We start from the raw sequence: 14,321 nt of genomic DNA, 5'->3' as shown, positions 1-14,321 counted from the left end.
TCCGATAGCGGGGCTAAGGTGTTCAACCCGCCAATTCATCCAAATATTTTTCGGCGTCCAAGGCGGCCATACAACCCGCACCCGCCGACGTGATGGCTTGTTTGTAAACCGAGTCCATCACATCGCCAGCGGCAAACACGCCTTCGACGCTGGTCGCCGTGACATTGCCCTGGATGCCGCTGTGCACCTTGATATAACCGTGATCCATGTCCAACTGGCCCTCGAAAATGCTGGTGTTGGGGGTATGGCCTATCGCGATGAACACGCCATGCACATCCAAGTCTTTGGCTGATCCGTCATCGACATTTTTAATCCGTAATCCGGTCACGCCCATGTCATCACCCAACACTTCATCCAGGGCATGGTTCCATTCGATTTCGACATTGCCGTTTTTGGCCTTTTCCAATAATTTGTCGGAAAGGATTTTTTCTGACCTGAATTTATCCCGGCGATGCACGACCGTGACTTTTGACGCAATATTGGCGAGATACAAGGCTTCTTCAACGGCGGTATTGCCGCCGCCGATCACTGCCACCGGCTTGTTGCGGTAGAAAAAACCGTCGCAAGTCGCACAGGCGGACACGCCTTTGCCTTTAAAGGCTTCTTCGGAATCCAGCCCTAAATACCTTGCCGAAGCGCCGGTGGCGATAATCAGCGCGTCACAGGTATAAACGCCGGAATCTCCGGTTAGGGTGAACGGTTTCGCCGATAAATCCGCCGTGTGGATATGGTCGAAAATAATTTCAGTGTCAAAGCGTTCGGCATGCAAGCGCATACGCTCCATTAAATCAGGGCCTTGCAAACCTTCGACATCACCAGGCCAGTTATCGACATCGGTGGTGGTGGTCAGTTGCCCGCCTTGCTGCATACCCGTAATCATGACAGGCTTTAAATTGGCACGGGCGGCATAAACGGCGGCAGTGTAACCGGCGGGGCCGGAACCTAAAATCAACAGGCGGCAATGTTTAATATCTGTTGGCTTGGAATCACTCATGGGCAAATCTCTACAAGAAAAAGGAAAGTCAGCAAATTATGCAGGTGAAAGCGTATTTCGACAATTATATCTAAGACCTTTATACAAAAAAGCTTCCAGATTTGAAAATTACCGTTTAGCCAAACCGAATGGATAGACGGGCTTGGCCTGAAATCAAGCCCCAACTTGTCTCGGTTAGGAAAGATGTCTCTTATAGAACCCGAAGCGCAATCCGTGATGTCGAAGTCGCCGTGCCGGATTTGGCGGGCTGGCGGCGTGAGCGGATGCCCAATGTTCCCGATGACCAACGTTTTGATATTGCCCCCCGATTGGGTGTGTGAAATCTTGTCGCCGTCCACCGCTCAAAAAGACCGCGTGGTGAAGTTGCCGATTTATGCCCGTTATGGCGTACCATTCGTGTGGATAGTCGATCCGTTGGCGCAAACTTTGGAGGCGTTTGAGTTGCAACAAGGCCGCTGGACTTTGATTGCCACGCTTAAGGATGATGACGCCGTTGCCGTGCCGCCGTTTGATGCCGTGACTTTTTCGTTGGCGGACTTATGGAGTTAAGGTGATTTCCTGCAATGAATTTACCAAAAAATCTGTCCACGAAAGACACGAAAAAACGTCTCCATGTTATTTTTTCGTGATTTTCGTGATTTTCGTGGACTTTAGTTTTTCTACGAATCAGATTTTTGATGGTATGTTCTTTCTCGAAAATCACCAAAAGCCATTTTAACGCGTAAACTTAATGGCGGTGACGTTTTCCATAGCCGTTTTGCCAAGCCTACCTGTCCAATCCATCAAGTTCCATGTATTTGCACACAACGCCTTTTTAAACGTATCATGCCACCCTTTACATTTGGCGGATTTATTGATGGATACGATCAGCATACGCGGTGCGCGGACGCATAATCTAAAAAACATTGACCTGGATTTGCCCAGGGACAAGCTCATCGTCATCACGGGCTTGTCCGGTTCCGGCAAATCCTCGCTGGCATTTGACACCATTTATGCAGAAGGCCAGCGGCGCTATGTCGAATCGCTGTCGGCGTATGCGCGGCAATTCTTGTCGATGATGGAAAAGCCGGATGTTGACCATATCGAAGGTTTATCCCCCGCCATTTCCATCGAACAAAAATCCACGTCACACAATCCCCGCTCCACCGTCGGCACCATCACCGAAATCTACGATTACCTCCGTCTGCTCTTTGCCCGTGCCGGAACACCGCGCTGCCCTGAACATCAAGTCTCGTTGGAAGCACAAACCGTTAGCCAAATGGTTGATTTAGTCCTCGCCCAACCCCAAGACCAACGCTGGATGCTGCTCGCGCCCGTCGTCAACCAGCGTAAAGGCGAATATGTGCAATTGCTGGACGATTGCCGCGCCCAAGGCTTCATCCGCGCCCGTATCGACGGCGTGGTGTATGACCTGGACGACGCGCCGACACTGGATTTAAAAAAGAAACACACGATAGAGGTGATTGTTGACCGTTTCAAAATCCGCGACGACATCGCCCTGCGCCTGTCCGAATCGTTTGAAACCGCCTTGCGCATTGCCGATGGCATCGCCATCGCCGCCAGCCTGGAAGACGGCGGCACGGAATTGCTGTTTTCCGAACGTTACGCCTGCCCACATTGCGGCTACAGCTTGACCGAGCTGGAGCCACGTTTGTTTTCCTTCAACAACCCCAAAGGCGCGTGCAGCAGTTGCGATGGTTTGGGGGTGCGCCAACATTTTGACCCCACGCTGATTATCCATAACCCCGACATCAGCCTAGCGGGTGGCGCGATACGCGGTTGGGACAGGCGTAACGGCTATTATTACCAACTCATCTGTTCTTTGGCGGCGCATTATGGCTTTGACCCGGAAATACCCTATTCCGAATTGCCGAAAACTATCCAAGATGTACTCTTGTATGGCAGCGGCAATGAAACCATCGAATTCAAATATGCCATCGGGGCGGGGCCGACAAAAATCAAACGCCACGTCTTTGAAGGCATCGTCGCCAATATGGATCGTCGCTACCACGAAACCGATTCCAGCCTGGTGCGCGAAGAACTGGCGAAATATTTATCGCAAAAAGTCTGTAATGCCTGTGACGGTGCGCGGCTGAATATTGCCGCACGGAATGTGTTTGTCGATGATTTGCCGATCAACCAACTCACCCGCTTGCCGATACGCAAAAGCCTGGCGTTTTTCTCGGAACTGCATCTGGCGGGCAAACGCGGCGAAATTGCCGTGAAAATCGTCAAGGAAATCCAGGAACGTCTGGAATTTTTAGTGAATGTCGGCTTGGATTATTTGACCTTAGACCGCAGCGCCGACACGCTGTCCGGCGGCGAAGCACAACGCATACGCCTTGCCAGCCAAATCGGCGCGGGGCTGGTCGGTGTCATGTATGTGCTGGATGAACCGTCCATTGGTTTGCACCAGCGCGACAATGAACGCCTGCTCGGCACCTTGTTCCGCTTGCGGGATTTGGGCAACACCGTCATTGTGGTCGAACACGATGAAGATGCGATCCGCGCCGCCGACCACATCGTCGACATTGGCCCAGGCGCGGGCATCCACGGCGGCAAGATCATCGCCCAAGGCAGCTTGGCGGATATTTTGGGCAACGCCGATTCGTTGACGGGGCAGTATTTGTCCGGTCAAACCGGCATAGACGTGCCGAAAAACGTCACGCCCGTCAACCCCGACAAACAAATCATCGTCCGCAACGCCCACGGCAATAACCTGAAAAATGTCGATATTGCCTTTCCGGTGGGTTTGTTCACCTGCGTCACGGGCGTGTCCGGTTCCGGCAAATCGACGCTGGTCAACGACACGCTGTATGCCCACGCCGCCCGTTTAATCAACCGCGCGGGCATCATCCCCGCACCCTGCGATGCGATTGAAGGCTTGGAACATTTCGACAAAGTCGTGGACATAGACCAAAGCCCGATAGGCCGCACCCCGCGCTCGAATCCGGCGACTTACACAGGCTTGTTCACGCCGATACGCGAGCTTTTCTCCGCCACGCCCGAAGCCCGCTCACGCGGCTACACGCCAGGGCGTTTCAGCTTCAACGTCAAAGGCGGACGCTGCGAAGCCTGCACGGGCGACGGCGTGATTAAGGTGGAAATGCACTTTTTGCCGGACATTTTCGTGCATTGCGAACAGTGCAACGGCAAACGCTATAACCGCGAAACCTTGGAAATCCGCTACAAAGGCAAAACCATCAACGACGTGCTGAACATGACCGTCGAAGACGCGGCGGAATTTTTCAAAGCCGTGCCAAGTCTGGCAAAAAAATTACAAACCCTGGTGGAAGTCGGCCTCAGCTACATCACCTTGGGGCAAAACGCCACCACGCTATCGGGTGGCGAAGCGCAACGGGTCAAGCTGGCGAAAGAACTGTCTAAACGCGACACCGGCAAAACCCTGTACATTCTCGACGAACCCACCACAGGCCTGCATTTCCACGACATCAAACAATTGCTGACCGTGCTGCACACCCTGCGCGACCACGGCAACACCGTCATCGTCATCGAACATAACCTGGATGTGATAAAAACCGCCGATTGGCTGATAGACATGGGACCGGAAGGCGGGGATGGCGGCGGCTTGTTAGTTGCGGAAGGAACGCCGCAAACGGTTGCCGAAAATCCGGCTTCGCATACGGGGACTTATTTGCGGCGGTTTTTCCTCACCAAGACCTGACAGGTCTAGTTATTAGACATCTTTCCTAAATATTAGACATTATCCGAATTAACGTTGAAACTGAGTTTTTTTATATTCCCCCCCCCCAAGCCACCATTATTGAGCGGACCCGCCCCAAAACCTTTGCCCAATGAGATTGATACGCCATGCTTTTTTGTGCCAATGTCATAACCTGCCCTTCCGTTTTCAGAAGCTTCACAGGGCTGGATGCCGCTGAATTTGAAGGTCTGCCGGGCCACTTTGAAAAGGCGTGGGAAGAACACCTTGAGGCCGCCTCCGCCCACCAGGAACGGCGGCGCAAGCCCGGTGGCGGCGCGGTGCCGACCACACTGCGGGCAGCGGAAGACCGGCTGTTTTTCATATTGGTTTACCTCAAGTTGTACCCATTACAGGTGGTCATGGGTTTTCTGTTCGGGATGTCCCAAGGCCGCGCCCATGAATGGATTGCCCGCCTCAGCACCATCCTGCAAAAGGCGTTGGCGATGGCCGGCGCGTGGCCCCGTTTCGGCGGAACAACGCCTCGAAGCTTCGTCCCAGCGGGAATTCATCATTGACGGCACGGAGCGCCGGACGCAAAGGCCACCTCTCAATAACGCCATTTTAGCGGCGGCATTGTGTGCATTAACTTGTCCAACGTTAGCTTTAGCCGAAGCGGGCGCCAAGTCTATGTTTGCTGATGAAGGCACATCAGTCATGATGAATGATGAAGATGCTAATACAGATACAACGCCTGCCAGAGTAAAACCAACGACATCGAGACCCAAACCAAGGGTTATTTCTCAAGCCCGCAATGATAGAACTGAACAAACCCCAGTCAGTTATGCCGGTTTGCAATACTGGATTGATTTACAGGAAGCCGATGGCAGTAGTCGGAAAGTAACAACGGGATATACTTTCCATAGCGGTGACCGTATCAAATTGCAAATCAAAAGTAAGACTGAAGGCTATTTGTATGTCCTGAATCAAGATGCTTCAGGACAACAAACGCCGCTTTACCCGGCGAAGGGACAGACATCAGGCCTGATAGAGCCTAATCACATTTATACCATCCCCACACATGGCGCAATCGCTTTTGATAATGTGCCGAGTAACGAAAAAGTCACTATTGCACTTGCCAAATTCCCTATACCCAATTCGGAACCAACACCTTCAGCAAAGGGAACTACGGCGGCTTACACTGAACAATCTCGGTATTTTGATTGCGCAGACAGTGGTGGCGCAGGTAGTAAAGGTATGTTCGCCGAAGAAAGTGGTTCTAGTATTGATTGTATGCGCAGCAAACACAATGCCGGTTCTAAGGGTATGTTTGCCGAGGAAGATACCACTTCTGCTGAACCTGCCAGTTATTCAGTCGTACCTGCTGCCGCACTCGACGAAGGCCAAGTTTTGTTTGTTGATTTCAATTTAACCCACCGTTAATAATCACCGAAAGGAAATAATAATGAAAAAAATAAATTACAAAATCGTCGCGTTAGTTGCCTCTACCACTTTTTTAATCAGTGGTTGCGAAACGATGCAACAAGCTTCTACCGCAATGGGGTCTACCGGTACAGGAATACTGGCAGGTGTTGCGGCTGGCGCGGGTACGGGTGTTTTGTGCGATAAGATGACGGGTGGAAAAAATACTGCTGCTTGCGTTGCGGCAGGTATGGCGGTTGGTGCTGCCGTGGGCGCTTGGGCGGCTTCTATGGATGAAGCGGCTGAAAAAGCGGTACCTGCAATGGATTGTGCGTCAGTAAAAAGGCGCATGAATTATTCTTCAACTTCAAGCAACCCCGTAGCTTTACTCAAATTTGCACAACAACCCGCGCAAGTCGTCAGCCCTGGAGAAAATTTGAAAATTTCCGTTAAAATGGATTTAGCTACACCAGGTGCAAGTGGTCAAGAGCAAGAGGTTACATTCAAAAATAATGTAACCTCTGGCGGAGAAAAAAATACGGGTAGGGCAATAACAAAAGGATGTGGTGGTGATTATTTATTACCTTGGGTCATACCTATAAAGAAGGTGTCTATAACACGACAATCAAATTGATTGACGCTTCTAATAACAGTGAAATTGAAGGAGGTGTCCTGAATTTCTGTTACACGGTTGCTAATGATGGTGTTAACAAATGTGGTTTAGCATCCACCCAAACTGTTTCTGAAAAAGTTTATCGGATTTAACAAAAAGCCAAATAGAAAGTAAAAATATGAAGTCTTGGGCATACAGACACTACACAGTATGCCCTTTTTATTAATCCAGCATTTGCTGGAAATATTTAACCTACATGGTGAATTCTTATGCCAGCCGTACCCAAAGCCTTCTTGATAAAAAAAATTACTACCCAACTTATATGGATTTTTTTATCAAGTAACTTACTGCTAACAGGTTGTGCCACGGTAGGCGCCAATTTAGCACTCGATTTGGCGAAAGAGGAAGAAGCTAAAGGTTGCGCTGCTTCTTATCCTGGAGATATAGCTAAAGTTGCCGAAGAAGATTGTGAACGGATTTCTAGGCTAATCAAAAAAGCGGGTGTACCTGGTGGTTTTGTGGGCTATGACAAATCTGGTCGCATTAAGCTCAAAGGCTCTTACCTGAATGAAGATCAGGTCGATTTAGCCTACATGACCGCCTTAACAGTTGTCGGTACGAGTTCAATGGACATTTCACCCGTTACACCCCGCGATTTACAAGAAATAAAGTTGGTTAAATCGTATGTGCCGCAACAAAATTTGAGTGGCAAAGGCGAAAAGTATGCACTGCTTGTCGGGGTGTCAAAGTTTCAAAATGGAATCGGCGGCATACAAACAGCCGTTAAAGATATTGAATCGATAAAAGATGCGTTGAAAAAAAGTAGCGGATTTAAAGAAGAAAACATTACGTTGATTAAAGACGAGCGAGCAACAAAAAACAATATTTTAAACGCGTTGAGAGAACTGAAGAATAAAGCGTCACCCAATGATTCGGTGGTGTTTTACATTAGCACACATGGTACTCCGCCCAATACTTTTGGGAAAATGGGGATCATTCCATACGACCTTAAATCAGATTTAAAAACGGAAGATGTTCAAGCCCTTGCAGACAAAATAAATAAGAATGAAAGCGGTGACGATGCCATTATAAAAATAGTAAAACAGCGAATTGCAACCTTAAAAACGGCAGTGTCGTTTGATGATATACAAGATTTTATAACGGGCATTAACACCGACAAGTTCGTTGCTGTTCTTGATACATGTTACAGCGGCGCAGCACTGGGGGCTTTAACTTATCCTGTAGGGGGTGCGCAATATGTAGAACGTGAACAAAACTATTCACAAAGCTTAAATGCTGAAAATAAAAGTGACTTAATTGGTAGTGGTAAAATGTGCAGTGCTAGTAGTTATAACAACACGGCACTTTCTGGTATAAAAACCCAGCAACAGCTTATCGCTGATCAGGAAAAATGTAACAGTAAAGGTAGCAAGAGTCTTTTTTTGACAGATACAAATAAATTTAAAGTAACACAGTCAGGGGAAAATTATAATTATGAAATGATGGAAAATTTCCGCACGGCTTTTGGCAATACCAATATTCGACAACAGCAAGGAAAAATCATTCTCACCGCCACTAGCGGTGACGAAAAGTCTCAATTTGATTCAGATAAAGTGCCTACTTCATATTTTACTTATTATTTAGCGAAAGGTTTGCAAAATTCTCATGGACAAATATTCCCTGCATTTGATTACGCAAGGATTAGAACCAGAAAAGTAGTTAGCGATAGTCTCGAAAACTGTTCACAAACCCCAGAAATGATCAGTACTCCCAATGAATGTATCAACTTTGATTTATCGAGATAACCCACTCCTCAACCGGAAAACACCATGAACTATATCGTCAATTTTTTTGCGATATTCTCTGACGCTATCCATAGGCTTATCGATCACGATCCGAAATACTTTGTGCTGTTATTGCTATCAGGTCTGGCTCTTGCTTCAATCTTATGGCTTTTGTGCACTTTTTTTGGCCGTTTGTTTTATAAGCCTTACCGTTTAAGCATGGGTCAGCATATCCTTTGTGGGTTGCTTGCCGTGATGGTGACGGTTACTGTGCCAACTTATATTGCTGCCGTGTATTTGCCGCCGACTTTTGCAGCGGTTATTGCCCATTGGCGTGACGCGCTGGCGAGTAGTCAAGCTTGGCAGAATAAACAATTTACTAGCCAATATCATGAAATTAAAAACATGAAACTTGAGGATTTTTCCACCTATCCAGCGCCGGAACAAGGTGGTGAGAAGATTCCAGCGAATCACACAGAAACACGTATCAAACTGAGTCAGATGACCGCCGAAGCAGCGATTGAAAACTTTAATTTCAATTTCCCACTGCTATCCATCATTATCGGTACTAAACCAGCCATATCGGCGAATGCGGTTAGCGAGGATGTAAGCAATTATTTCAAGGCTAATCCGGGCACCAGTTATCCGCATACACGCGGCATTCAACTAGCGGTCGAGCAAATTTACCGCGAATTGGAACCACAGATTCCCCGCATTATTTTTATCACCCGTGTGCTGCTGATTCTATTTACGGCCTTGTGTTACTCGATATGTTTGGGCTGGATAGCTTATGCAGCTTTGAGCCAGATTCGCATTCATTCCGCACACACTCCACCTTCTATAAACTCATAGAGACATACCATGTCAAACAATCACCTAATTATCGGCTTGGGCGGTACTGGCGGTAAAACAATTAAAAATTTACGAAAAGCGATTTACGAGGAGTTTCGTTGTAATGATCCGAACCAATCGCGTTTTAAGCCGGATTCTTCTATTTATCTCAAATACCTGTATGTCGATTCTAGCAAGCCGGATTTGGCAGCAAGCGAGCAATGGCGGACGCAAGATGATATTGGTAGTGATATTGGTTTAAACAAGGAAAGCCTGTTCCCCATTTCACAAAATAATTTGAGTGTGCGTCTGAATGACGTACAAAATTATCCGATTACCCACCGTTATATTGGTAAAAAAGAAGACTGGGCGGAAATTTTTTCGTCGATGAATATTAATGAAACGGCGGGCGGACAAATTCGCCGCTTGGGTGTGGCTCTCTTTGAACCCGAATGTAGTAATTTTGGCATCCATGTACTGACACTTACACATCAACTAGAAAGCGCCAGTACCCAACAAGGCGTGCAATTTCATGTTTGTAGCGGTTTGGCTGGCGGAACGGGTAGTGGTTCTTTTTTGCATGTGATTGCACAATTACGCGCCAAATTTCCTAACTCCTCGCACTATCCCATCTTTTTATATCTGCTGTTACCTGAAGAAAATTCACCTTGGGCGAGTAATGGCGAAAAAACCAATTACTACGCTAATGGTTACGCTGCATTACAGGAATTAAATGCTTATCTGGTTTCCGATGCCAGCGAAACCCCGAATAAAGGCGGCCCTTTATTCGCACCAATTGATTTGACTAGACAAACACAGCGCTTTGAAAACACCAGCTTGGGCAATGCGTCCAAGCTAAAAGACCGTTTGCAGGGCTGTTTTATTCTGGATAATGTCAACGAAGCCAGCATTAAGATACCTGTGCAAGAAGTCACTCAGTTGTTTGCACAATTGCTGTATCAGCGGGTATTTTTGTTGGACGATCCGGCGGCTTCCATTCCTCAAAACGTTAAATCAGCTATTTCACTGGAAAATTTTAATATTCCTGATGAAGCCAAAGCCAGCGACAATAATTTCAAATTGCGCACCGTGCGTTTGCAAACCTTTGGCGTGAAAAAAATTGTCATTCCAGACGAGGAAATCCGCGAGCATTTATCCGCCTGTTTTGCCGAACAAGCCATTTTACAAATGCTATACAACAATTGGATGCCTGGCGATACCCGTTTCCGTGCCGAACCTAAAAACCAGTCTTTTGCTGATTTTGTCCAAAAAGAGGCTAATCGTAGGCCGTGGAAATTAAGCAATAACCAGATTACCTTATCCGAGGGCTTGCTGGAAACCGAGAGCAATGCGCATTGGAATGATCTGGGCAGCGAATGGGCGCAAGCGGCGAATGAGCTTAAAAACAATGCGTGGGTCGTGCCGGTTTCAGGCGGACGCGATGAACGCCTCGATTTACTGCAAAAAGCGTTTCAGGAACATTATGACAAACACTTTAGAAACACGGGTGTTGAAACCTTTTATAAGTCCAAACAGGATGATCTAGGAAGGGAAAATACCCACATTGCCGAGGTTTGTAATGCGGTACAGGCATGGATGTATCAAAAATGGCAGGAAGGCGAGTACGGTTTTGTTGACTTACAAACCCTGCTAAACGATCTAATCGAAGATACCAGAAACAGAACCGGCAAAATTGCCGAACGTTTGAAGGCAATGGGAATTCGCCGTAGCGAATTATTAGACCTGATCTCCAAAAACAAGGATGCCTGGGGCAATGTCGGTATTTTCGGCAAGATGGCGGGAAAACGTGAGGCACTTTTCGATAGCCAAGCCGAATGCTTGAAGGAATACTACGAATTGCAAACTTGGAATGCCGCCTGGCGTTTCGCCGAACAACTGTTGCTCCGCTGTCTAAATGAATTGCGTGATAAAACTCAGGTTAATTTTATAGAATTTAAACGCGCTATCGAAGACGCACAGCAATTTTTTGATAAACGCCGCGCTGCTACCTGCCGCTCTGGGGAAAGTACCGATATTAAACAGAATCTGATTAAGTTTTACGAGCCGGACAAGGTGCAGGAGTTTTGTCGTAGCTTGCTGACCTCGGAAAGCAAGCAAAAACAATGGGCGCAACGGTCACGCTCAGAGTTTGTTAATGCCGCTGAAACTAACAAAGTTGATTCGCGCAGCAAAGAAAAATATTTCGGCGCCTTGCTCTATCATGGTGACCTAAGAAATACACTTGAACAAGTGGCGCGTGATAATTCGCAATTGGAGCATGATGAAGCAACTAGCCTGAATAATCACTTGATTGGCGCCAATATTGTGTCACGTTTGGCGGGACAATTTCAGGATCGGGAAAAATTACGCACCTATATTCGCGATATTGTTGCCAGCACCCAAACCTTTATGCGCTTTAACCAAAGTGAAATCACCACTACTCCCAGTGCGGTGATGGCGGTTATTCTGCCGCGTTGCGATGAAGTAAAAAGCTTTCGTGATGAATTGGCAGGTTTGTTTATGGGCAATCAAACCCCCGGCATTACGATGTGTATCGTTGATAGTTCGCGTAATCTTAATCAGATTTCATTGGTTTGTTTTAAGTTTGGCTTTCCGCTACGTTTTTTGCAGCCGGTGCAATTTCTGAAAGAAAAATATGATTTGCGCCTACAACAAAACCCGACCCGTGCGCGGCTTGAGGTGCATATCGAAGATCATCCTGCCGACCGTTTGCCGGAATTATTCCGCCCGCGTCCTGACCAAATGGGCAAGCGTATTTTGCCTTTATATCAATTGGCATTGGCACTGGAATTACTACAAATCCAGCACGATCCTAACACCGATAAGCAACGCTGGCGTTTGGAAACATTGGATAGCGATGGGTTGCCTGAATATCACTTTTATCCGAATGATGTACTTTCGCTGTTCACAGTAACATCCGATAGTAATATGGTCGCTGTCGGCGTGTTACAAGAAGCGGTCAATAGCGCTACTGAAGAGCAAGTGTTTTATCTTGAGAAAGCCGTTAATCCGCTGATCAAGTCTGAACATTACAAGATCGCCAGTAACCGCGAAACCTTAAAGGTTAAATTACGTGAACAATTAGGAATTGTGTTAACGCATCGCGGTAATAATGTCGAAGATGTTTTTTATATCAAATTGCGCGAGAGCACTAAAAATGCCATCACGTTACTCGATAGCCCCGCCTGATTTTTTAATTTTTGGAGTTTAAAATGGCACAAGCAACAGCAAGATGCACAAATCGCGTCAATTGCGATCTGGCATTAAGAAATGAGTTAATTGAAATCCCCCAAGATGGCAAATGTCCTGAATGTAGACAAGCGTTACAAGCCGAAGGGTTTAACAGTAACAGCGCGACAGACCAAGCACGTCGTAAACGGGTTCGCTTGATGGCAATCAGCGGTGGCATAGTGAGTTTGTGTCTAGCCGGTATTTTGGTATGGGCTATGCGAGGAACGGATACACCGGCACCCGAATCGGCTGACATGGATTTGGCTAGTATGGAAGCCTCTAATGTTAGCCAGGAAAGTCCTCCGCCCGCTATTGCCGCCGTTGAACCGGAACAACCACCCGCTGCTCCCGTAGTTCCTGCACCACCCGAACCGGTTGCCCCTGGACCTTCATTGGAAACTCAGCAACATGTTAAGCAAGGCATGATGTTTGTGTCATTGGCAAAACAAAGTCCTAAAACGCGCAGTGAAAATATCAAAAATGCGCTGGTGGAATTTGATGCCGCCGTTAAACAGGAAGAAGCGAAAGGCCGTTGTTTTGCTAGTGCTTATATGAATCGCGGTATCGCTTATTGGCAAGATAAAAAACTCAATCTGGCTGAAAAAGATTTACTTAAAGCTAGTGAATGCGACGATAAAGACTCGGTTATTTTTTATAACCTGGCGTCTTATTACTCAGCCATCAATAAAACTGATCTCGCCTTGGAGCCGCTGGATAAAGCACTTAGTCTCGGCTTTAACGATTGTGAGATATTGCGTAAAGACTCTGATTTGAAAAACCTGCGTAAGCAGGAAGATTTTCGTCGGACGCTGGAAAAACATCAGTTGTTTTGTTTGTAAAACTCTCCCCTTATCCATGACAAAAAAAATGGCTATGTCACCGTTAATTATGGAAGCCTTAAACGACGCGGCTTTGAGAGAAAACTACAATCCGCATGAAATAAGGCTTTTCGCAGAAAATAAAATTTTTTCAACAATTAACGGTGACATAGCCAAAAAAATAGCCCGTTGAAAATATGGCAAAATACTGGCAATTGCAAAATAGAACAAGATGCCACGCTTCAACGAGCTATCGACTCTGCCAAACCAACACTTCCATTGGAACAAGGCACAGATGGATTGCCTTGTCGGGATGGATGTCTAGTTGTTTTTATTAAGGAAAGTATTACTTAACTGTCAAGTCCCTCCTGATCATAATCCTTTTTAACAAACAACTCGGGCTTATCTTCTTGCCATTTTTGGACGGCTTGCATGGGTGTTTGATGGTTGATGGCGCGTTGTGGAATATGATGATTATAGATAACCAGGTAGCTGAGCAAGGTCTTCTCCAATTCCTCGGCGGAGTTAAACCGGGTTTGCTTGAGCAATTCGCTGATCCGTCCATTAAAACGCTCCACCACTTGTGCCCCAGAGGGTATGCCGTTGGTTTGCGGGTGGCGGGGTGGACTTAAGCGATGTTCAATACCGAGTCCGGCACAGGCCTGGTCAAAGCCATGTTGGCCGCTGGGCTGCTTGCCTTTGCCGGTGAAACGGTCGGTGAACTGGGTGCCATTGTCAGTGGGCAGCTTGACGATTTTCATTGGCGCGGCTCGAACAACGCGCTTGAGGAAATCGACGCTACTGGCGCAGGTCTGCTCCTCGTAAACGGCAAGAAACACCCGGCGGGTGGCGAGGTCAATGGCTTTGAGGCGGTAGCGGCGGCTGTCCCCGTCAGGCATTTGGGGCAGGTATTTGATGTCGATGTACCCATAGGGCATAAATGCAG

General features: G+C 47.3%; 11 protein-coding genes and 1 pseudogene. 10 read left to right on the top strand and 2 right to left on the bottom strand.

Annotation, left to right across the window (positions count from 1 at the left end; translation table 11 throughout):
- Window positions 1-22: 22 nt before the first annotated feature.
- On the bottom strand, window positions 23-994 hold the full coding sequence (trxB, locus tag PHH59_RS07690) for a thioredoxin-disulfide reductase (RefSeq protein ID WP_300013676.1): 972 nt from the start codon (window positions 992-994) through the stop codon (window positions 23-25).
- 128 nt (window positions 995-1,122) lie between these two features.
- On the opposite strand from trxB, the gene PHH59_RS07685 reads away from it, so the two are divergent.
- The 10 genes and pseudogenes from PHH59_RS07685 (at window position 1,123) to PHH59_RS07640 (ending at window position 13,396) form a co-directional block, all read left to right on the top strand.
- Window positions 1,123-1,314 (top strand): hypothetical protein, encoded by a 192-nt coding sequence (locus tag PHH59_RS07685; RefSeq protein WP_300013673.1) that lies wholly within the window; start codon window positions 1,123-1,125, stop codon window positions 1,312-1,314.
- Entirely contained in the window at window positions 1,274-1,543 is a 270-nt protein-coding gene (locus PHH59_RS07680; RefSeq protein WP_300013670.1) for a Uma2 family endonuclease, read from the top strand. The genes PHH59_RS07685 and PHH59_RS07680 overlap by 41 nt, the downstream gene beginning before the upstream one ends.
- A gap of 307 nt (window positions 1,544-1,850) precedes the next feature.
- On the top strand, window positions 1,851-4,679 hold the full coding sequence (uvrA, locus tag PHH59_RS07675) for an excinuclease ABC subunit UvrA (protein WP_300013667.1): 2,829 nt from the start codon (window positions 1,851-1,853) through the stop codon (window positions 4,677-4,679).
- Between the two features lie 317 nt (window positions 4,680-4,996).
- Window positions 4,997-5,233: pseudogene (locus tag PHH59_RS07670) on the top strand (transposase family protein); the annotation flags it as partial.
- A 112-nt stretch (window positions 5,234-5,345) separates the two neighbouring features.
- A complete protein-coding gene (locus PHH59_RS07665; protein ID WP_300013664.1) occupies window positions 5,346-6,098 on the top strand; it encodes a DUF4384 domain-containing protein in 753 nt (250 codons plus the stop codon).
- Window positions 6,099-6,120: 22 nt separating this feature from the next.
- A complete protein-coding gene (locus PHH59_RS07660; RefSeq protein ID WP_300013661.1) occupies window positions 6,121-6,711 on the top strand; it encodes a hypothetical protein in 591 nt (196 codons plus the stop codon).
- A 248-nt stretch (window positions 6,712-6,959) separates the two neighbouring features.
- Window positions 6,960-8,495: a caspase family protein gene (locus PHH59_RS07655; RefSeq protein ID WP_300013658.1), complete on the top strand. Its 1,536-nt coding sequence runs from the start codon at window positions 6,960-6,962 to the stop codon at window positions 8,493-8,495.
- Between the two features lie 24 nt (window positions 8,496-8,519).
- The gene (locus PHH59_RS07650) at window positions 8,520-9,326 is read left to right on the top strand and encodes a hypothetical protein (RefSeq protein WP_300013654.1); all 807 of its coding nucleotides are present in this window, start codon (window positions 8,520-8,522) and stop codon (window positions 9,324-9,326) included.
- 9 nt (window positions 9,327-9,335) lie between these two features.
- Window positions 9,336-12,515 carry a tubulin-like doman-containing protein gene (locus PHH59_RS07645; RefSeq protein WP_300013651.1) on the top strand — a complete coding sequence of 1,060 codons (3,180 nt, stop codon included), beginning with the start codon at window positions 9,336-9,338 and terminating at the stop codon, window positions 12,513-12,515.
- A gap of 11 nt (window positions 12,516-12,526) precedes the next feature.
- Window positions 12,527-13,396 (top strand): hypothetical protein, encoded by an 870-nt coding sequence (locus PHH59_RS07640; protein ID WP_300013648.1) that lies wholly within the window; start codon window positions 12,527-12,529, stop codon window positions 13,394-13,396.
- Window positions 13,397-13,725: 329 nt separating this feature from the next.
- Here the strand turns inward: PHH59_RS07640 and PHH59_RS07635 are convergent.
- A partial coding sequence (locus tag PHH59_RS07635; protein WP_300013645.1) for an integrase core domain-containing protein occupies window positions 13,726-14,321 on the bottom strand: 596 nt, incomplete at its 5' end.

It is taken from the genome of Methylovulum sp. (genome assembly GCF_028687615.1).
GTDB lineage: Bacteria > Pseudomonadota > Gammaproteobacteria > Methylococcales > Methylomonadaceae > Methylovulum.
This window is presented reverse-complemented; position numbering and strand designations above follow the sequence as displayed.

What these genes read in the sequence shown, in the direction of transcription:
- trxB (WP_300013676.1), bottom strand. Translation starts at nt 994, where the DNA reads ATGAGTGATTCCAAGCCAACAGATATTAAACATTGCCGCCTGTTGATT.
- PHH59_RS07685 (WP_300013673.1), top strand. Translation starts at nt 1,123, where the DNA reads ATGGATAGACGGGCTTGGCCTGAAATCAAGCCCCAACTTGTCTCGGTT.
- PHH59_RS07680 (WP_300013670.1), top strand. Translation starts at nt 1,274, where the DNA reads ATGACCAACGTTTTGATATTGCCCCCCGATTGGGTGTGTGAAATCTTG.
- uvrA (WP_300013667.1), top strand. Translation starts at nt 1,851, where the DNA reads ATGGATACGATCAGCATACGCGGTGCGCGGACGCATAATCTAAAAAAC.
- PHH59_RS07665 (WP_300013664.1), top strand. Translation starts at nt 5,346, where the DNA reads ATGTTTGCTGATGAAGGCACATCAGTCATGATGAATGATGAAGATGCT.
- PHH59_RS07660 (WP_300013661.1), top strand. Translation starts at nt 6,121, where the DNA reads ATGAAAAAAATAAATTACAAAATCGTCGCGTTAGTTGCCTCTACCACT.
- PHH59_RS07655 (WP_300013658.1), top strand. Translation starts at nt 6,960, where the DNA reads ATGCCAGCCGTACCCAAAGCCTTCTTGATAAAAAAAATTACTACCCAA.
- PHH59_RS07650 (WP_300013654.1), top strand. Translation starts at nt 8,520, where the DNA reads ATGAACTATATCGTCAATTTTTTTGCGATATTCTCTGACGCTATCCAT.
- PHH59_RS07645 (WP_300013651.1), top strand. Translation starts at nt 9,336, where the DNA reads ATGTCAAACAATCACCTAATTATCGGCTTGGGCGGTACTGGCGGTAAA.